Here is a 19509-nt window from a genome sequence, read left to right as displayed (position 1 = left end):
GGCATGGAGGCTCATGCTCCGTATGCGGCGGCAGTGGACGATGCTGACGCGGACCGGCGTCCGCCGCCATTCAAAAAGGGAGTGCTGGTATTGAGTTCCTTCGATAAAACCATGAAATTCAATTTTCCGGAAGAGCCGTTTGAACGGGATGTGCGTGAAGTATTATTCAAAGTGCACAATGCGCTCCAGGATAAAGGGTATAATCCTATCAATCAGATTGTCGGATACCTGCTGTCAGGCGACCCTGCCTATATACCAAGGCATAATGATGCCAGGAGCATCATCAGGAAGCTTGAACGCGACGAAATCATTGAAGAACTGGTGAAATCGTATCTGAAGCATCAGCGCGAGGGAAATTAATATGCGGATTATGGGTCTTGATGTCGGTTCGAAAACGGTTGGGGTCGCGATCAGCGATGCCATGGGCTGGACCGCTCAAGGAATTGAAACCATCCAGATCGACGAGGATAAAAACAGGTTTGGATACAAAAGAATTGGAGAACTTATTAAAGAGTATGAAGTTACGAAAATTGTAGTCGGCCTCCCGAAGAATATGAATAATACAATCGGGCCAAGGGCCGAAGCGAGCCAGGCCTACGGCAGTGCCCTGCAAAAAAAGTTCAGCCTTCCTGTGGAGTACTGGGACGAGCGGCTTACAACCATGGCTGCCGAACGCCTGCTGTTAGAAGCGGACATGAGCCGCAGCAAGCGGAAAAAGCTGATTGATAAAATGGCTGCCGTCATGATCCTTCAGGGCTATCTGGACAGACAAACTAACTTATAAGAGGTGCTTACACATGGAAAACGGCGAAAAAAACATTACAGTGGTAGACGAGAACGGAAACGAACAGCTTTGTGAGGTGCTTTTCACCTTTGATTCAGAAGAGACAGGCAAGTCTTACGTCCTTTACTATCCATTAGGATCGGATCAGGACGACGAGGATATCGAGATACACGCATCCTCCTTTGTGCCAAGCGAAGACAATGAGGATGGCGAGCTTCAGCCTATCGAGACGGAAGAAGAATGGGACATGATCGAAGAAATGCTGAACACCTTTCTTGAAGAAGAAGGAGAATGATGTAAATTATCCCTGCCATATGGCTGGATAAAATAGATGGAATGAACGCCTGCCAAGGAATTGGCAGGCGTTTGTCTGGTGCCTGAGCTTATCCTATTTGTTCCTATTTGTAATAATTTCGGGTATTTTGTATGATTGGCCCTTCTATTTATAGTATAATGACTCAGTACATAATTTAAGAAAACGCTTCTTGACTGGTTTCATGGAGGGGAAATAATGAGTGGCAAGGATCCAAAGAAAGAGCATATTAAGCAGCAGCTTTTAAAACGGGAAAGCGAAGCGAAGACAGTCCGGCGGATTGTTTTGTATTCCGTCCTGGCTGTTCTGGTGTTAATTGCGGTCATAGCAGCGGGAGGGTATTTTTATGTCCAGTCCGCTTTAAAGCCCGCTGATCCGGGGAATAAAGAGACAACGAATGTCAAAATCCCCATCGGTTCAAGTGTATCGGGCATTTCAAGCGTATTGGAAGATCAGGGGATTATCAAAGATGCCCGGGTATTCCGATATTATGTGAAATTCAAGAATGAAACAGGCTTTCAGGCAGGGGATTATAAATTCTCGCCATCAATGGAGTTGAGAGAAATCACAGCCAGTCTGAAGACGGGCAAGGTTATGCAGAGTGCAGCCCTGAAGATTACTATCCCTGAAGGGAAGCAGCTGGACCAGATTGCGGGTATTCTGGCTGATCATACAAAGCTAGAGAAGAAGGATATATGGAAAACCCTGAATAGCAGAGCGTTTGTAGGCAAGATGCAGGCCATTTATCCGGATCTTCTTAAGCCCGAGATAATGGCTAAGAACATTAAGTATCCACTGGAAGGCTATTTATTTCCTGCCACATATTCCTATTATGAAAAAGAGCCGACCCTGGAGGATCTTATTCAGCCTATGTTAAAAAAGCAAAATGAGATCATCCTGCAGTATCAGGATAGTATGGCCAAAAAGAAGCTCACACCGCATAAGCTGCTGACCATGGCTTCGCTGATCGAGGAAGAGGCCACAGAGAAGACGCACAGGGAGTCGATTTCCTCTGTTTTCTATAACAGGCTGGATGCCGGGATGAAACTTCAGACGGACCCAACAGTCCTGTATGCGAAAGGAAGCCACCAGAAGCGGGTATTTTACAAGGATCTTAAAGTAAAATCGCCGTATAATACCTATGTTAATACGGGGCTGCCGCCCGGGCCGATTGCCAATGCCGGCGTGAGTTCCATCGAGGCTGCTTTGAATCCTGCTGATACGGAATATCTGTACTTCCTGGCAGCAGCCGATGGAAAGGTTTACTTTTCCAAAAGCCTGGATGAGCATAACAAGCTCAAGAAAGAACATATTACTAGTAAAAAATAGTAAAAGACGAAGATGGGGAGAGTTTATTCACTTTCCCCCTCTTTTTATGTTAAAATATTCGGAGTGATTTTTGGCGGTCTTGCCTTGCCCTAACCTGCATAATAGATCGTCTTGTAGCTTGGAGGAAAGAAGATGGATGGAAAAGTAGAAGAATATCTTCAGTCCTTGATACCGGAGCCGTCACCATTATTCGCTGAAATGGAGAAGTATGCAGAAGATAATGGGGTGCCGATCATGGAAAAGGCAGGGATGGAGGCTCTCCTGCAATTCTTAAGGCTGAATGGCTCCAAAAGAATCCTGGAGGTAGGGACTGCGATTGGATATTCGGCTTTAAGGATGTCGGACGCACTGCCCGGGGCAAGAATTGTGACCCTGGAGCGGGATGAGGAAAGAATTTCACTTGCCAGGGAATACATTGCGAGGGCCGCAAATCAGCAAACGGTGAAAATCATTGCCGGAGATGCTTTGGATACGTACGCAGAAGCAGAGGCGGAAGGGCCGTTTGACACTATCTTTATTGATGCTGCAAAAGGCCAGTACCGCAAATTTTTCGAACTGTATGAGCCGCTTCTGGCCAAGGGCGGGCTGATTGTTACAGACAACGTTCTATTCAAGGGCCTGGTTGCCTCAGACATTGAGGAAATTGAGCAGAAAAGGATCAGGAGCCTAGTAAGGAAAATCAAGGATTTCAACGCCTGGCTTATGAATCATGCTTCTTACGATACGGTGATTCTTCCCATAGGGGACGGAGTGGCAATAAGCAAGATGAAATGAGCCGTGCCGTCAGGTTTAAGACTGTTTAGAATGTTATAAGGTATAAGGAGTCATGGGCTGGGTAACATAGCAAAAAGACCCGCTGTGAAACCATGGTTTTAAGCCTGTTTTCCAATGCCTATTTGAGATAGAGAAGGAGATTTAAAATGAGTAAAAAACCGGTAGTAATAGGTGTTGCGGGAGGGTCCGGTTCTGGCAAGACAAGCGTGACGAAAGCAATATACAGGAGTTTCCAGGGGCATTCCATTCTCATGCTGGAACAGGATTATTACTACAAGGATCAAAGCGAGCTGCCGTATGAAGAAAGGCTTCAGACAAACTATGACCACCCGCTTGCCTTTGATAATGACCTGCTCATTGAGCACCTGAATAAACTGCTTGCCTACGAAGTGATAGATAAGCCAGTCTATGATTATGCGCTCCATACCCGTTCAAAGGATATTATCCCTGTAGAGCCAAAGGATGTCATCATTCTGGAAGGAATTCTTGTACTGGAGGATGAAAGGCTGAGGAACCTGATGGATATTAAGCTTTTTGTGGACACAGACGCTGACATCAGGATTCTCAGGAGAATGGTCCGGGACATCAATGAAAGGGGACGCACCATTGAATCTGTCATTGATCAATATTTAAGCGTTGTGCGGCCGATGCACAATCAATTTATCGAGCCTACAAAGCGCTATGCTGATATAATCATCCCTGAGGGCGGGCAGAATCATGTGGCAATCGACCTAATGGTCACAAAAATAAAGACAATCCTTGAAGAAAAGTCATTTTTATAATAACATTGCATAAATAAAGATATAGCCAAGGACTGTAAGCCTTTTCCCGGGTCATCCATTTTTTTGAAAATTTAATAAAAAAGGTAGACAAAACTAGAAAAAGGCAATAATCTTACAAATAAGAGACAAATGCGCGCCCCGCAAAAGGCGCGCACCTTGTATATTTTTATGTGTACGTACATATATAACTCACAATATCAGCACGGGGAATTGTGAAAGACTAGAAGGAGTGAAGGATTGTGGCTATAGAAAAAGTATTCCCGATGACCAAGCAGGGAAAAGAAAAGCTTGAGCAGGAGCTTGAATATTTAAAAAGTGTAAAACGTAAGGAAGTTGTTGAAAGAATCAAGATAGCGAGGAGCTTTGGCGACCTGTCCGAGAATTCAGAGTATGATTCTGCGAAGGAAGAGTAGGCATTCGTCGAAGGGCGTATCACTACACTTGAAAATATGGTCCGCAACGCTAAGATCATCGAGGAAGATGATCTTAATTCAGATACAGTATCCCTGGGTAAATCCGTTACATTTGTCGAGCTTCCGGATGGGGAAGAAGAAACATATACCATTGTGGGAAGCGCTGAAGCAGATCCTTTCGAGGGGAAAATCTCCAATGATTCTCCGATTGCCAGGAGTCTGATCGGCAAAAAGGTCGGGGACGAAGTTACTGTTCAGACACCAGGCGGAGATATGTTCGTCCGGATCGTAACCATTAAATGATATAGCCGATTAAAAACAAAGCACCGAGTCAACACTGTTGATGAGGTGTTTTTATTATGGCCGTAAAACGGGTTAAAGTGATCGGGATCATATGTATTCTGTTATTTATCTTCCTTTTGGGAAGGCTTGTTCAGGTTCAGCTGCTTCAGACAGAGTCTTTCACCGGCCGGCGGATCAATCTGATGGAAGCAAGTGTCAGACAGAGGACACAGGTGCTGCCCATTGATAATGGAAGAGGTAAGTTTCTTGATAAGGATGGGGTGCCGCTTGGACATATAACGATACCGACACTTGTGCTGTTCCCGTTCTTGAAGCAGATGGACTGGCCGGCACGGGAGGTATCAGAAGCAGCCGGAATACAGGAAGAAGACCTGCTGAAGGCAGTAAAGGATGCAAAGAAGCCATTTGCATTTGGAGGTAAACATCCCGTAACCCTCACAGACGGCCAGATGGAGAAAATTAACTCTTTGAAGATACCGGGTGTTTTTGCTGTCAGGCAAAGCTTTAAGAAGAAAATGCCCGCAGAGCATCTGATTGGCACCCTGACCAGAGCCCAGAGCCAAAAGAAAAAACTTTACCGCAACCGGGACCTTCCTTCCGGCGTCGAGGTCGGCAATACGGGTCTCCAGGCTGCCTTTGATGAATTTCTGCTCTCAGAGGGCGAATCAAAGCTCATTTATCATGTTGACGGAAGGGGCGGTCCGCTTTTTGGCGTTGACGTAAAGTACAGTGAGCCGGCAAATCCGTTATATCCAGTCTCTGTCGTTACAACGATTGACAGTGATTTGCAGCATATCGCGGAGACCCTTGTGGATCAGCATGAAATAAAAAATGGGGGACTGATCCTGCTTGATATAGAATCAAGTGAAATACGGGCAGTTGTGTCAAGACCGCACATCAGCACAAATGATCCCAACGCCCACTCCGAAAATAAGATGTTCAGTCAGGCAAAAATAGGTTCTGTCTTCAAGACGGTAGTGGCAGCGGCAGCCATTGATTATGGGCTGGCTAAAAACGGACGGCAGTTTGACTGTTCGCGTACAATAAACGGAACCCCGGACAGGAAACGCACACTCGGCTTTCTGAATTTTGAGGAAAGCTTCGCCCAGAGCTGTAACAGGGCATTTGGGGAACTGGCAGGGGAACTGGCAAAAAAAGACCCGGAAATTTTAGAAGAGTATGCAGGGAAGCTGCATCTTGTAGGCTTATCAGGCTGGCATGGACAGATTTTTCACTCTGAGATTAAGCAGCTATATCAAGAAGATAGCGGGATGGTCTGGGGTAAAAAAGCAGATAAACAGAACAGCCGGCTTGCTGCCCATACCGGTATCGGACAGCAGGATGTCCAGGTCACTCCGCTTGCTGCCGCCAATATGATGGCAGAGATTGCCCGTGGCGGGAAGGCGGAGATGGTCAAGGCGGTAAGCAGGGTTGAGTTTAAGGATGGATCAACAGCAGCCCTTTTCACCCGGCAGAATATGAGCGGTGGTATATCGCCTTACACTGCGATCAAGCTGCAGGCTATGCTGAGGGGAGTTGTAACATCAGGAAAGGGGACAGGCAGGGCCTTTCAGGGGCTTCCATATGAGGTGGCAGGGAAATCAGGAACTGCCCAGACAGGCAAAAAACAGAGCGGTCAAGAATTATATAATAAATGGTTTGCAGGATATTTCCCTTATAAAAATCCTAAATACGCCCTGGTGGCTGTCAACCTTGATGTGCCTGAAAACCTGGGAGGGATTAACCCGTTATTTTACGATATGGTAAGAGAAGTCTATCTTCAGGAAACCGGGAGAAAGGGTGGGGAAGGAGCAGAAAGATAATGGAGATGCCTTTTTTCTTGGCTATTTTCTAAGATACTCGTTGTTTTCTGATAAGTTCTGTTAGGAAATCAAATAAGTAAGCAAGAGCCTTTAACGGAAATCCACTTTCTGATCCAAAAGCCAGTATATATACGAAATTAGCCTTTTTTCTTAGAAGCACAGCTCTAATCATGATAAGATAGAAGCGAATAACAGCAGGCAGAGCTCTTGCCTGCCTGAGATAAGCGGGGGGATTTTTTTGGAGCGGGATTTGAATAACAATTCGCGTTTGGATAAAACCAAACAGAAAAAAGCAAACCGGATTTATAATTTCCTGATCATCATTGTTTCCATACTGATATTGTCTGTTGCCGGCTTCATTTTCATGGGAGGAAAAGAAGACAAAAGTGCAGGGAAGAGTACCTCAGGACAAAAGGCAGAAACAGCTGCCAAGCAGAATAAGGATAACGATGAAACAGCCAGGCCGGAAAAAGATGACAGCGCAGCAGACCTGACAGCCAAGGAGCCTGAAGAAGAGAAAAAAGATCCTGATAAGGTAACCGAAGTTCCTGATGATTCACCGAATGTAAAAAGATCTTATGTGAATGAATCATGGAAACCGGTCGGAACCTCACAGCAGGGAGAGCATACGGCAACTTATGAAGAGGGGTCTGCAGATTGGATTGAAATGGAAAAGGCGCTCGCATATGGCGCGAAAATTGACCCAGGAAATCTTACTGTATGGTGGATAGAGAATAATGGATCGCCAAACAGTGCAGCCGGGACTGTTTCAGCCAAAGACAGCGACCAGACCTACCGGGTTTTCATTGAATGGGTAGACGGACAAGGCTGGAAACCTGTGAAGGTGCAGGAACTGAAAGTGAATGATAAAAAATAAAGGGAGGCGTGCGCAGCGCCCCTCTATTTTTTTGCTTTAAAATGGACGGCAGCACTGTAGAACCTCCTGCCTTCTTCGGAAACATGCATCTGGGAAACGGAATGAACCTGAAGTAAAATGGCTTTATTCACTTCTATTTGTGATTGAATCTTCTCTTCCATTTCCTTGATAGATAAAGCTTCAAAAAACTCTATTTTGTCTTCCATGATGTCAATCTGGAAATTCAATACGATCACCTCCTGCCCGTAAGTATATCTTAACAGACTGATTAAAATCCTTGCTATATAGAACCGGAACCGTTTATTATTTAAAACATAGTATATCTATAGGAATAATAAAATTAAGAAGGTGTTTTAAGATGGGACGGGAGTTTGTGGAATTATTCAATGAGTGGGCAAGCACGTATGATGATACCGTGACGGGCCATGATATAGAATATCGCAAGGTTTTTGAACATTATGATGAAATTCTGGGCCGGGTGGCATCCAAGGTTGCCGGGCAGGTCATAGAATTTGGACCGGGAACCGGGAATCTCACCGGCAGATTATTGGAAAGGGGATGCAGGGTGACAGCTGTCGAACCTTCGCCGTCCATGAGAAGTAAAATGATTGAAAAATTAGGCGGGCAGGTCCAGGTCCTCGATGGGGATTTTCTTGCCTTTGAGACAGGGACAATGACCGATGCTTTTGTCAGTTCATATGCCTTCCATCATTTGACCGATGCTGAAAAGGAGCAGGCCGTCAAACTTTATGGCAGCCTCCTGAGTAAAGGTGGTAAAATAGTTTTTGCCGATACGATGTATGAATCAAATGCTGACTATCAAAGGGCAGTGGCAGAGGCTGAACGGGCAGGCTATTATAATCTGGCGCAGGATCTTAAGTCAGAGTATTATTCGACCATCCCCTTCTTAAAGAGTATATTACATGCCTGCGGCTTTACCGCATCCTTTGAACGATGCAATGAATTTGTCTGGATAGTAGAGGCGGAAAAACAGAATTGAAATGAGGTTGTCCCCATGAAAGCAGCAATAATAGGAGCGATGGAAGAAGAAGTATCCATACTAAGAGATCAAGTAGAAAACCTGACACAGGAAACGATAGCAGGCTGTGAATTCAATATGGGAACATTGAATGGCAAGGAAATCATCCTGCTTAAATCAGGCATTGGAAAGGTCAATGCGGCCGTGTCAACGGCAATCCTGCTTGAAAGATACAAGCCGGATGTGATCATCAATACCGGCTCCGCAGGCGGGTTCCTTTCTTCACTTGAAGTTGGGGATGTTGTGATTTCCTCCGAAGTCCGCCACCATGACGTAGATGTAACAGCTTTCGGTTATGAATACGGCCAGGTACCCCAGCTTCCGGCAGCCTTTCTTGCTGATGATAAATTAGTGAAGGCAGCTGAAGAAGCAGCAGGTGAAATTGAAGGCATCCAGGTGGTAATGGGGTTGATTGCGACTGGAGATTCATTTATGAGCGACAGCAGCAGAGTCGAATTTGTGAGAGAGAAATTCCCTCAGCTTTATGCAGCGGAAATGGAGGCTGCAGCGATAGCCCAGACGGCTTACCAGTTCGGTGTGCCATTTGTAGTCATCCGTTCACTGTCAGATATCGCCGGCAAGGAATCAGATATCTCATTTGATAAATTCCTTGTGACAGCAGCAGAAAATTCAGCCCGCTTGGTTACAAAAATCGTTGACCGTCTTTAAATAAGAATCTTTTCTAAAAAATTGCTGTTTTATATCAGTGCTCTGTGCATATTAAAACATATAGCAAGTGGACTTCCGCTTCAGGCGCGAGACCCCTGAGGAAAGCGAGTGCCTGGAGCGGAGATCAACTTTCTTGTTTAACAGCCAATTTGTGCGAAAACAGCCTTAAACAAAGTAAACCGGAACTTTCCCAAAAATCGGATACACCCGTATTTTGGGAAAGCAGCTGGTTTAGCTGGGAAAAAAATAGAATGAAGTGAGTTATCAACCATTTAAAGGGAGCATTCATATGGATGTATATCGCAATATACATGAATTAGTAGGCAACACCCCCCTCGTGCAAATAAATAACTTCAATCTTCCGCAAGGAGTCAAGCTCTTTGCCAAACTCGAGTTCTTCAACCCGGGCGGCAGTATAAAAGACAGGCTGGGACAGGAATTGATCACTGCAGCCCTTAAAAGCGGGAAGCTCCCTGAAAAAGGCACCATCATTGAACCTACAGCCGGCAACACGGGAATCGGCCTGGCACTCGCAGCCATCGAAAAGGGAATCAGGGTCATTTTCTGTGTGCCTGAAAAGTTCAGTCAGGAAAAGCAGGAGCTGATGAAGGCACTGGGGGCTGAGGTCATCAATACTCCAACAGCAGAAGGCATGGCAGGCGCTATCAAAAAGGCTGATGAACTTCTGGCAGAAATTCCCGGCTCATACTCCCCAGCTCAATTCTCAAATCCTGATAATCCGGAAACCTACTATAAGACACTTGGCCCGGAGCTCTGGCAGCAGCTAGACGGCAGCCTTCACGTCTTCATTGCCGGGGCGGGAACAGGAGGGACTTTCATGGGGACATCAAAATACTTAAAGGAAAAAAACCCGGCCATCAAAACCGTGATTGTGGAACCCGAAGGCTCAATCCTCAATGGAGGAGAGCCAGGGCCTCATAAGACGGAGGGGATAGGAATGGAGTTCCTGCCAGACTATATGGACCGCTCTTATTTTGATGAGGTATATACTGTGGCAGATGAGGATGCCTTCCGTCTGGTAAAGGAACTCGCCGCAAAGGAAGGTATCCTCGCAGGGAGCTCATCAGGAGCCGTTCTGGCCGCAGCCTTGAAGGAAGCGGAAAAAGCGGAGCACGGAACTCATATAGCCATGATATTTCCGGATTCAAGCGAAAGGTATTTAAGCAAGCAAATATACAGAGGAGGCATTTAAATGAAAAAGAAAACAAGGCTGATCCATGGAGGTCTTTTCGGAGACCCTGTAACAGGTGCCGTTTCCACCCCGATATACCAGGTGAGCACATATAAACAGGAAGAAGTGGGGAAGCACAGCGGCTTTGAATATTCCAGAACAGGCAACCCGACAAGACACGCGCTCGAGGAATTGATCAAAGACCTTGAAAACGGAGAGCGGGGCTTTGCATTTGCTTCCGGCATGGCGGCAATCACTGCGGTCATGATGTTATTCAGTAAGGGAGATCACATCATCATGACGGATGATGTATATGGCGGGACCTTCAGGGTGATGACAAAGGTGCTGAACCGCTTCGGGCTTGAAGCGACATTTGTGGATACAAGCAATATCGATGCTATCACTAAGGAAATCAGGCCAGAAACCAAGGCCGTTTACCTGGAGACGCCTACAAACCCGCTGCTGAAGGTGTCTGATATAGCAGCCATTGCAAAACTCGCAAAAGAAAATGGATTGCTGACTATCGTAGACAATACATTCAGCACACCGTATTGGCAGACGCCGATCACTCATGGTGCTGATATTGTCCTGCACAGTGCAACCAAATATATTGGCGGTCATAGCGATGTGGTGGCCGGCCTGGTGGTTGTCAATTCTGAGGAGCTTGGGAATGATCTGCACTTCATCCAAAACTCGACCGGCGGGGTATTAGGGCCTCAGGATTCCTGGCTGCTGATCAGGGGCATCAAGACATTGGGAGTAAGGATGGAGGAAACGGAAAGCAGCACGGCTGAAATCACAGCGTTTTTGTCATCCCATAAGGCTGTTTCCAAAGTGTATTATCCCGGGCTTCCCTCACATCCAAACCATGATATTGCCAAAAAGCAGGCAGGAGGATTTGGCGGAATGGTCTCCTTTGATGTCGGCAGCGCCGAAAAGGCGGATAAAGTATTCAGCAGACTTAAATACTTTACCCTCGCTGAAAGCCTTGGTGCAGTAGAGAGCCTCATTTCCATCCCGGCAAGGATGACTCACGCATCCATCCCGCAGGAGCGGAGGGCGGAGCTCGGAATCACAGAAGGTCTCATCAGAATCTCCGTGGGACTTGAAGATGTGGAAGACCTGATAGAAGATCTGGCGCATGCCCTGGAGGATTAACCCTCTGTATTTACAGCAATCTACTAGTTAACCTGCCTGCCGATTATGTTAAGGTAATAACATGATTGGAAAAGGCAGGTGAGGAACTAGTGATTCATAATAAACAGCTTAGGAAGCTTCATGAAAAGATGACGGATTATAAGCGGTTTGCCTACACCCTTATTTGCCTGGGAGTTTTCTTTTACCTCGGGGTACTGGTTGATTCTTATGGAAAAGGATTGAATCCGAACTTTCCAATGATGTGGGCTGCGATAATTGCCATAGCGGGAGCCGGATTATTTTTCTTACTATCAGCAAAATATAAAAAACTGCTTTTGGAAACAGAGGACAGCGATAATAACATAAGTTCTTAAACAAAGCCCGGGGAAAACAAGTTGTTTTCCCCGGGCTTTATTCTACACAGCGCATTTTCGGTTCTATGGTGCCATCAAAACGGCGTGTAAATATGCAATGGAAGGGTGTCCAAAAAATTTTGCGGTTCTCTTTTGCTTTGATGGAAGGCTTTGCTTTTGTATGGCAGCATATTCTCTTTCCCCGGACAGGGCAGCAGGTGCCGCAGAACGGGTCAAAGAGCCCTTTTTGTGAAAAATGTCGATAATTTAGGCAAAAAACTGGTTTACAAAACAATGCTTCTTGGATATACTTACCAATGTAAGCTCTTAAGAGGAGCAAAATAACCAAAGGAGGTCGAATGACATGTTGGATATTCAGGCAAAGGTTCAAGCTGAAAACTTCATATTTCATAGTTTTATATTCGACCTGGATGGTATGGTTTAATTCTTATTATTTCTTTGTGTGAATGAAAGTGATAATAGGCCGCAGGGAGAATATTCCATGCGGCCTTTTTGTGCCGTCTGGGATCTTGCCTGCGGCATTTTTATGGCCGCAGAAGCTTCTCTGCGGCCTTTTTACGCCTTCATTAAGGATTTTGAACAACAAAGGAGGTGATACCATGGGTATTCCAATGTTATTTTTCACGATTTTCATTAAACCGTTAAAGAAATCGAGGCAGGCTGCTTTCCATGAAGAACAGATAAAAAGCTGGCATGAAGAGAAGGCGGATAAAATGCTTCACATCAACAATGTTATGTAATAAAACGAATAAGGGAGGTGATTTTATGACGATTTCCATGCTATTCTTTACCATCAGCATCAAGCCGGTCAAGAAAACAAGAAGGGAAGCATTCCACGAAGAACAGATTAAAAAGTGGCACGATGAGAACGTGGATAAAATGCTCCAGATTCATACAATCATGTAAGAAAACACATTTTTTAGAGGTGAAGCTATATGACCATACAATTATTATTCTTTACAATCATCATCAACAGGAAGAAGAAGGAAGAAGTGCATGAGGACTATTTCCATGAAGAGCATGGCCGCAATGTGGATGATATAGTCCGGCTGAGCAATGTGATGCAGAACAAGGTGTGGTAAGACAGGAGGTGATACTATGACACTTCATATGCTTTTCTTTACAATTGTTATCAAGAAAAAGGGAATGACAGCCGGGGAGGCTGTGCATCAAGAGACCATAAAAGCCTGGCATGAAAAGAACAGGGATCATGCGGCCGGCATCGGCAGAATCATGTAATATATCAATCGGAAAAGGTGGAGATGAATATGAAAATCATTCTAATACGAAAAGGACTATTGTACATTTATAAGGATACTGGCTAACTGAACGGCTGAAACGGCAATAAAATTCGGAGGGGGAACTTGATTGCAGAAACCTGAACTGTTAAAAAGGATAAAAAAACTGCAGGAGGAATGTGAACATAGCGATGGAATTGAATTGAAGCTCAACTGGGATATGCTGAAGCAGATGGACGAAGAAGAGCTGATGGGAGGCACGCACTTTATAGAAAGCGAACTTGCCGGATTCATCGCGGTCTATGATTTTGGCAGTAAAGCAGAGATATGTGGAATGGTCGATCCCCGGCACAGGAGGAAGGGAATCTTTACCGGCCTCCTTCAGAGTGTTCTTGAAGGAATTGCAGAAAGAAATTACAGGAAAATTCTCCTGAATGCGCCGGGAAATTCGGCCACGGCAAAGGAATTCATCGCACAGAGTCCATTTTCATATTCCATTACGGAGTATCAAATGAAATGGGGAGGCAAACCGGCTGTCCCCGAACATAAGACCGTCCATATGAGGCCGGCTGCTGATTCCGACCGGGATCTTGAAATAGAACTTGATGTCCAGTGCTTTGGGTTCAAGCGGGAAGAAGCGGTCCGCCACCACTCGAGGACCCGGGATGAAAGCAGCTCTCAATCTTATATCATTGAAAATGAGGGGAACCCAGTCGGTAAGGCCAGGATATCATGGCCGGGCGGGAAACAGGTATGGATTTATGGTTTTGCCATCCTGCCTGATTTTCAGGGCCGCGGCATTGGAAGGGAAGTATTAAGGCAGATCATCAGCCGGGAATCGGGGGCAGGCAGGGATATCTTCCTGGAAGTTGAGGCGGAAAATGCCAATGCCCTGGGGCTGTATACTTCCTGCGGATTTGTATCCTTCAGCTCACAGGACTATTACCGATATGATAAATCTTAAAAAAAAGAAGAAGAAGCTGCTCAGCTTCTTCTTTTTTCTTTTTCTGCACGGTAAAATTCGTGGAACATCTTCATCAGGGCACGCTTTTCTATCCTTGAAACATAACTCCTGGAGATACCCAGTTCTTTGGCGATCTCCCGCTGGGTCTTTTCTTTCTGAAGATCGAGGCCGAACCGGCCGACAATCACTTCTTTTTCCCGTTCATCAAGCACATCGATGAATTGTTTAACCTTCTCGATTTCCAAATTTAATTGAATTGTGTCGACCACGTCTTCCGATTCCGATTTCAGAACATCAATCAAGCTTATTTCGTTGCCTTCCTTATCCTGGCCGATAGGATCGTGAAGGGACACATCCTTTTTTGTCTTTTTAGTCGCACGCAGGTGCATGAGAATTTCATTTTCAATGCAGCGGGCCGCATAAGTGGCAAGCTTTGTTCCTTTTCCTTCGGAATAGCTTTCAATGGCTTTTATGAGTCCGATGGTGCCGATGGAGATTAAATCCTCGGTGTCTTCGCCTGTGTTTTCAAATTTCTTGACGATATGTGCCACGAGGCGGAGATTGTGCTCGATGAGCAAATTTCGGGCCTCGCCATCGCCCTCGGCCATGAGCTTAAGATATTTTCGTTCGTCCTTGGAGGAAAGGGGCTGGGGGAACGCATTGTTCTTTACATAAGATACGAGCAGGAGAAACTCCTTTACCATATAGCCGATAGCAGCAAGTATGCCTGGCATAGCAACACCTCCGTCTATTTTGGGCAAACGCCTAAAACATATCTATGTGACGTGGGGAGAGGATGTGTCTGTACCATATAATTTTACGGGCGAAAGAGTGATTTGGGTCATTTTTCTACAGCGTGGGCTGCTGCATGCAGAAAATAATAAAAATAGAAAAAATTCCAAATAGGCTCTATAATTAGGATGAAAAGGGGGTATGAATATGAACTATTCTTTAACATGGGATTTAGATGTGTTTTTTGAAGGCGGAAGCGATTCCAAGGAGTTTGCCGGGCATCTCAGCAGGCTGGACAAAAGCCTTGTTGAGTTTAAAAGCCTTGTCGCGGAATGGAATCCAACGTCTGAGGCAAAAGATACAGATATCATCAAGCATATCCTTGGCCGGTTTACAGAGATAGGGGCGAGCCTGCGTCAGGCAGGGGCATTCGTCGGCTGTCTGGAAGCACAGAATACAAAGGATGCCAGGGCAAGGGAGCACCGGGTGAAAATCACGGGCTTAAGCGCTGATTTTTCCATTGCCCTGAACGGGTTTGATGTGAAGCTGGCGAAGCTTGATGAGCAGTTTTTCCAGACGGTCTTGAAGGACAAGGAATTGAGGGTGCTGCGCTTTGTGCTGGAGGAACGAAGGGAGAAAGTGATGGATAAGCTTTCTGTCGAGGAGGAAGCACTCATCAGCCAGCTTGCAGTTGACGGCTACCATGGCTGGGGTCAGATGTATGATATCCTGGTCAGCTCTGTTAAGGTCGCGGTGGAAGAAAAAGGACAAATGAAGGAACTGTCTGTAGGGCAGGCTTTCAATAAATTTTCAGATCCTGACCGGACCGTGCGGCAGAAAGTTTTCAAAAGCTGGGAGAAAGCCTGGTCAGAAAAAGCGGATTTATTCGCAGATACACTTAACCACCTTTCCGGGTTCAGGCTAAGTGTGTATCAAAAGAGGGGCTGGGACGATGTCCTGAAAGAGCCGCTTGAGTATAACAGGATGAGCAGGGAGACTTTACATAGCATGTGGAGCGCAATCGCCGAACAGAAGGCTCCGCTGGTACAATATCTGAAGCGCAAGGCTGAGCTGCTTGGTGTAGAAAAGCTGAGCTGGTATGACCTTGATGCCCCGCTTGCTGAATCGGCTGAAGTGATGCCATATCAGGAAGGCGCGGATTTTATTCTGAAGCAATTCTCCAAGTTCGGCAAGGAGCTTGCCGGTTTTACGAAAAAGGCTTTTGAAGAGAACTGGATAGAAGCGGAAGACCGCGAAGACAAAGCTCCCGGCGGATTTTGCACAGGGTTCCCTGAGAGCAGCCAGTCTCGCATATTTATGACTTACTCCGGTACTCCATCTAATGTCTCGACGCTGGCGCATGAGCTGGGGCATGCATTTCATTCTTACGCACTCAAGGATTCCCACTTCCTGAACAGGAATTATGCCATGAACGTTGCAGAAACCGCCTCGACATTTGCAGAGCTGATTGTGGCGGATGCTGCAGTGCGTGAAGCCGGCAGTGCCGAAGAGCGCCTTGCCCTGCTCGAGGATAAAGTCCAGAGGACTGTTGCCCTGCTGATGAATATTCATGCAAGGTTCCTGTTTGAAACAGCCTTCTATGAAGAACGCAAAATAGGTGTAGTTGGAGCTGCCAGGTTGAATGAACTAATGGAAAATGCTCAGAAGGAAGCCTATGCAGAGGCCCTTGAAGAGTACCATCCTGAATTCTGGGCGTCAAAACTGCATTTCTTTATCACAGGTGTGCCATTCTATAACTTCCCTTATACATTCGGCTATCTGTTCTCGCTCGGTATCTATAAAAAAGCAATGGATGAAGGCGAGCAATTTGAACAGAAATACATAAAGCTGCTGCAGGATACAGGCTCAATGAAAGTTGAGGACCTCGCCCAAAAACACCTGGGCGTCGATCTTACCAAACGCGGATTCTGGGATGATGCAGTCGCCATGTGCATGAAGGATGTAGAGGAATTCCTGGAGCTCACCGAAGCAAAACTCCATTGATGAAAAAAAACAGACTTCGCAGGAAGTCTGTTTTTTTGGGCTGGGAGCTATATTTTCTTAAGTTTGAATGGACTGACCATTAAGATTGATAATATAATCATCAGGAATAGAAGCCAGACAGATGGTACATAGGGAACGGCCAGGAAGCTGAGTGTCAAAAGACATCCTGCGGCTGTGATGGGAAGGCCGGAAAAGTAGCCATTGTTTTCACTTATATTAAATTTTGCGAGCCGGTATGCCCCGCAGCCAATATAAAGGACTGTGAAAAACGAGCCTGGAGCTCCAAAGTCGGAAATGATGCCCTGATATAGAAGGAGTGCCGGGGCTGCCCCAAAAGATATGATGTCACACATAGAATCCAGCTGCTTGCCGAACTCCGATTCAGAGTGCAGCATACGGGCGACCATGCCATCGAAACGGTCAGCAAGAGCCGCAAGGAATATTAATAGAAGAGCCAGGTTCAGCTCTCCCTGAAGAACAGAGATTATAGAAAACCCGCCAAGGGATAGGTTAATCATGGTTAAAACATTTGCAGTCTGGGATTTGATCTTTTTTATGGTTAAATCGAGTACGCCGGATAAAAACAAGCTCTTCACTCCTTAAAATCATGCATGATGATGGAAATCACACTAATATTTGTTATATAATAATATTTTATTTTATTCCTTTTATGATAAAAGGTAAAGGACTATTTTCGAATCGGGAGGAACCATCCTTGATAGTAAAGTCATTCTATAGAATGCTGATTGAGCTCACAAATGGCCGGATTACATCCGGAGCCTTAAAGCGCTTTGCGCAATCAAAGTGGAGCAGGTTTTTGATACCAGCGTATGTGAAGGCATACAAATTGAATCTTGAAGAAGTGGAAAAAGACATTGGAGATTTCCCTACCCTGCATGATTTGTTCATCCGAAATCTGAAAGAGGGAGCAAGAATCATCCATGACGGAACGGGTTCTGTTGTCAGCCCGGTGGACGGGATCCTGGAGGATATAGGTGAAATCAGGCCGGATAAACATATCGCCGTGAAGGGAAAGGTTTATTCAATTGAAGAAATGCTCGGTGACAATGAGGTGCTCCATAAGTATATCGGAGGGAGCTATATGGTGATTTATCTCAGTCCGAGCCATTACCACCGGATACACAGTCCCCTGGCCGGAAAGGTGACGAAACGCTGGCTCCTTGGGAAGAAGTCTTACCCGGTGAATGCCTGGGGAATGAAATACGGCCGGGATACGCTTTCCAAAAATTATCGGATCATTACAGAAATCCAGCATGATAAAGGCTCCGCTGCAGTTGTGAAGGTGGGCGCCATGTTTGTGAATTCCATCGTTGTGACGCATTCGGACACAGAGATTCAGAAGGGGGAGGAGCTTGCATACTTCAGCTTTGGATCGACAGTCGTGCTGTTGTTTGAAAAAGGGACTTTCCAGGCTTCTGCAAATGCTGCCTACCCAATGGACGTACATGTAGGACAGGAAATCGGGTTTATAACCGATAATGATATTCAACGGAATCACTAGAGCTGGAAAAGGCTGTCCCGGATGTCGGAACAGCCCCGCAGGCTAGGAGAAAGCCCTGATTTTATGGGTCAGGGTCCGCCTGTTGATTTCAGATTCAATCAGCTGGATGAAATCCGGGCTGAGCTTCAATTCCCTGGCTTTGTGATAGGATTCAATCAATAGATCATCTGAGAGCTTGTTCATTTTAGACGGCGTATGCCAGTCACCTCCACGAAAAGTATTGAACGCTGTATTTTCTGGGGATGGAGCCTGCCAGAAGATTTTTTCAGACTGCCCGTCATAAGTGTCAGCCGTATTTAAGAGGCAGCGGAATCTGGCAGGTAAATTATCATTATTTTTTGAATGGATGTATGGATGAAATCATATATGACAGGTCTATTTGTTATATAACCAACTTTAGCAAAATCAAGCTTTTGGAACAATCGCTCCCTTATCCACAGTGCCGAGTGGATAAACTGTGATTAATATGTTAGCAAGTAAAATAGTTCTGTCTCCTGTAAAGGGGTATAATGTGTATATAATTATCCACAGAAGCGAGCTATGACGGATTTTGTCGAAAAGTTTTTATTCTTTTGGAGCATATGTAAAGAATGGACAAAGAGCCGGTCTCTCCATGACTTAGCTTCACACCGGGAGCTCTTTATTAAATTCTTTTGAAAGGAGCCATGAAATTGGGTATGATGGAAAAGGTAAATTTCTCGGAAAGCGTTGAGGTGCAAATATATTGCTAAAATCATTTCTTCCCAGTGAACACGCCAAGAGCGTGCTGGATATTACGCCTGAAAAATTAAAAGCTCAGGGAATCAAAGGAATTATCACCGACCTGGATAATACGCTGGTGGAATGGGACCGGCCCAGTGCCACCCCTCAGTTGATAGAATGGTTTGAAAATATGAAGAAACATGGAATTCTGGTGACGATTGTTTCTAATAATAATGAAAAAAGAGTAAACAGTTTTTCGGAACCTCTTAATATCCCGTTTATTTTCCAGGCCAGGAAACCTATGGGCAGGGCATTCCGCCGCGCAATTAATCAAATGGGCATCAAGCGCGAGGAGGCAGTTGTAATCGGCGACCAGCTCCTGACTGATGTATTTGGCGGAAACAGAAACGGCTTCAAGACCATATTGGTGGTTCCAGTAGCACAGACGGACGGTTTCATCACCAGGTTCAACAGGAAAATTGAACGCAGGATTCTATCATGGTTCAGGAAGAAAGGCATGATAAATTGGGAGGATTAG

General features: G+C 45.6%; 25 protein-coding genes and 1 pseudogene. 22 read left to right on the top strand and 4 right to left on the bottom strand.

All coding sequences use genetic code 11. From position 1 onward, the window contains the following. Positions 1-90 precede the first annotated feature (90 nt). The 9 genes and pseudogenes from V1501_RS15300 (at position 91) to V1501_RS15260 (ending at position 7398) form a co-directional block, all read left to right on the top strand. Positions 91-360 carry an IreB family regulatory phosphoprotein gene (locus V1501_RS15300; protein WP_409293396.1) on the top strand — a complete coding sequence of 90 codons (270 nt, stop codon included), beginning with the start codon at positions 91-93 and terminating at the stop codon, positions 358-360. A 1-nt stretch (position 361) separates the two neighbouring features. Beyond that, complete coding sequence (ruvX, locus tag V1501_RS15295; RefSeq protein WP_409289432.1) at positions 362-784, top strand: Holliday junction resolvase RuvX; 423 nt, start codon at positions 362-364, stop codon at positions 782-784. A 13-nt stretch (positions 785-797) separates the two neighbouring features. Beyond that, positions 798-1079 carry a DUF1292 domain-containing protein gene (locus V1501_RS15290; RefSeq protein WP_409289431.1) on the top strand — a complete coding sequence of 94 codons (282 nt, stop codon included), beginning with the start codon at positions 798-800 and terminating at the stop codon, positions 1077-1079. 216 nt (positions 1080-1295) lie between these two features. Next, positions 1296-2426: an endolytic transglycosylase MltG gene (gene mltG / locus V1501_RS15285; protein ID WP_409289429.1), complete on the top strand. Its 1131-nt coding sequence runs from the start codon at positions 1296-1298 to the stop codon at positions 2424-2426. 132 nt (positions 2427-2558) lie between these two features. Continuing rightward, on the top strand, positions 2559-3200 hold the full coding sequence (locus V1501_RS15280) for an O-methyltransferase (protein ID WP_409289428.1): 642 nt from the start codon (positions 2559-2561) through the stop codon (positions 3198-3200). A gap of 146 nt (positions 3201-3346) precedes the next feature. Then, on the top strand, positions 3347-3982 hold the full coding sequence (gene udk, locus V1501_RS15275; RefSeq protein ID WP_409289426.1) for a uridine kinase: 636 nt from the start codon (positions 3347-3349) through the stop codon (positions 3980-3982). A 239-nt stretch (positions 3983-4221) separates the two neighbouring features. Continuing rightward, positions 4222-4698 (top strand): annotated as a pseudogene (greA, locus tag V1501_RS15270) (transcription elongation factor GreA). A 56-nt stretch (positions 4699-4754) separates the two neighbouring features. Continuing rightward, positions 4755-6521 carry a peptidoglycan D,D-transpeptidase FtsI family protein gene (locus V1501_RS15265; RefSeq protein WP_409289425.1) on the top strand — a complete coding sequence of 589 codons (1767 nt, stop codon included), beginning with the start codon at positions 4755-4757 and terminating at the stop codon, positions 6519-6521. Between the two features lie 238 nt (positions 6522-6759). Next, positions 6760-7398: a YrrS family protein gene (locus V1501_RS15260; protein WP_409289423.1), complete on the top strand. Its 639-nt coding sequence runs from the start codon at positions 6760-6762 to the stop codon at positions 7396-7398. 23 nt (positions 7399-7421) lie between these two features. Here the strand turns inward: V1501_RS15260 and V1501_RS15255 are convergent, their stop codons facing one another. Further along, positions 7422-7604: a DUF2536 family protein gene (locus V1501_RS15255; RefSeq protein WP_409293394.1), complete on the bottom strand. Its 183-nt coding sequence runs from the start codon at positions 7602-7604 to the stop codon at positions 7422-7424. Positions 7605-7756: 152 nt separating this feature from the next. On the opposite strand from V1501_RS15255, the gene V1501_RS15250 reads away from it, so the two are divergent. From V1501_RS15250 to V1501_RS15205, 10 genes are all read left to right on the top strand, one after another. Next, the gene (locus tag V1501_RS15250; RefSeq protein ID WP_409289422.1) at positions 7757-8398 is read left to right on the top strand and encodes a class I SAM-dependent methyltransferase; all 642 of its coding nucleotides are present in this window, start codon (positions 7757-7759) and stop codon (positions 8396-8398) included. 15 nt (positions 8399-8413) lie between these two features. Further along, positions 8414-9106, top strand: coding sequence for a 5'-methylthioadenosine/S-adenosylhomocysteine nucleosidase (gene mtnN / locus V1501_RS15245; RefSeq protein ID WP_409289420.1), 693 nt, complete (start codon positions 8414-8416; stop codon positions 9104-9106). Between the two features lie 289 nt (positions 9107-9395). Continuing rightward, positions 9396-10319: a PLP-dependent cysteine synthase family protein gene (locus V1501_RS15240; protein WP_409289418.1), complete on the top strand. Its 924-nt coding sequence runs from the start codon at positions 9396-9398 to the stop codon at positions 10317-10319. Next, positions 10320-11456: a bifunctional cystathionine gamma-lyase/homocysteine desulfhydrase gene (locus tag V1501_RS15235; protein ID WP_409289417.1), complete on the top strand. Its 1137-nt coding sequence runs from the start codon at positions 10320-10322 to the stop codon at positions 11454-11456. Positions 11457-11545: 89 nt separating this feature from the next. Continuing rightward, positions 11546-11809, top strand: a complete 264-nt coding sequence (locus tag V1501_RS15230; protein WP_409289415.1) for a YrhC family protein — start codon at positions 11546-11548, stop codon at positions 11807-11809. A gap of 599 nt (positions 11810-12408) precedes the next feature. Then, positions 12409-12549: a YrzI family small protein gene (locus tag V1501_RS15225; RefSeq protein WP_409289413.1), complete on the top strand. Its 141-nt coding sequence runs from the start codon at positions 12409-12411 to the stop codon at positions 12547-12549. A 25-nt stretch (positions 12550-12574) separates the two neighbouring features. After that, positions 12575-12715, top strand: a complete 141-nt coding sequence (locus V1501_RS15220; protein ID WP_409289412.1) for a YrzI family small protein — start codon at positions 12575-12577, stop codon at positions 12713-12715. A 29-nt stretch (positions 12716-12744) separates the two neighbouring features. Next, entirely contained in the window at positions 12745-12891 is a 147-nt protein-coding gene (locus tag V1501_RS15215; RefSeq protein ID WP_409289410.1) for a hypothetical protein, read from the top strand. 16 nt (positions 12892-12907) lie between these two features. Beyond that, positions 12908-13048 (top strand): YrzI family small protein, encoded by a 141-nt coding sequence (locus V1501_RS15210; RefSeq protein WP_409289408.1) that lies wholly within the window; start codon positions 12908-12910, stop codon positions 13046-13048. A gap of 129 nt (positions 13049-13177) precedes the next feature. Then, positions 13178-14011, top strand: coding sequence for a GNAT family N-acetyltransferase (locus tag V1501_RS15205; RefSeq protein ID WP_409289406.1), 834 nt, complete (start codon positions 13178-13180; stop codon positions 14009-14011). 20 nt (positions 14012-14031) lie between these two features. Here the strand turns inward: V1501_RS15205 and sigK are convergent, their stop codons facing one another. Next, a complete protein-coding gene (gene sigK, locus V1501_RS15200) occupies positions 14032-14745 on the bottom strand; it encodes an RNA polymerase sporulation sigma factor SigK (protein ID WP_409289405.1) in 714 nt (237 codons plus the stop codon). 205 nt (positions 14746-14950) lie between these two features. Between sigK and V1501_RS15195 the strand changes: the two genes are divergently transcribed. Next, positions 14951-16747: a M3 family oligoendopeptidase gene (locus V1501_RS15195; RefSeq protein WP_409289403.1), complete on the top strand. Its 1797-nt coding sequence runs from the start codon at positions 14951-14953 to the stop codon at positions 16745-16747. A 47-nt stretch (positions 16748-16794) separates the two neighbouring features. Here V1501_RS15195 and pssA read toward each other — a convergent pair whose 3' ends face one another. Next, entirely contained in the window at positions 16795-17334 is a 540-nt protein-coding gene (pssA, locus tag V1501_RS15190; protein ID WP_409289402.1) for a CDP-diacylglycerol--serine O-phosphatidyltransferase, read from the bottom strand. A gap of 131 nt (positions 17335-17465) precedes the next feature. On the opposite strand from pssA, the gene V1501_RS15185 reads away from it, so the two are divergent. Beyond that, positions 17466-18269 (top strand): phosphatidylserine decarboxylase, encoded by an 804-nt coding sequence (locus V1501_RS15185; protein ID WP_409293392.1) that lies wholly within the window; start codon positions 17466-17468, stop codon positions 18267-18269. Positions 18270-18311: 42 nt separating this feature from the next. On the opposite strand, the gene V1501_RS15180 is transcribed toward V1501_RS15185, so the two are convergent. Beyond that, positions 18312-18452 carry a sporulation histidine kinase inhibitor Sda gene (locus tag V1501_RS15180; RefSeq protein ID WP_409289401.1) on the bottom strand — a complete coding sequence of 47 codons (141 nt, stop codon included), beginning with the start codon at positions 18450-18452 and terminating at the stop codon, positions 18312-18314. A 541-nt stretch (positions 18453-18993) separates the two neighbouring features. Between V1501_RS15180 and V1501_RS15175 the strand changes: the two genes are divergently transcribed. Beyond that, complete coding sequence (locus V1501_RS15175) at positions 18994-19509, top strand: YqeG family HAD IIIA-type phosphatase (protein ID WP_409289399.1); 516 nt, start codon at positions 18994-18996, stop codon at positions 19507-19509.

It is taken from the genome of Paraperibacillus esterisolvens, from assembly GCF_046237625.1.
GTDB lineage: Bacteria > Bacillota > Bacilli > Bacillales > DSM-1321 > Paraperibacillus > Paraperibacillus esterisolvens.
This window is presented reverse-complemented; position numbering and strand designations above follow the sequence as displayed.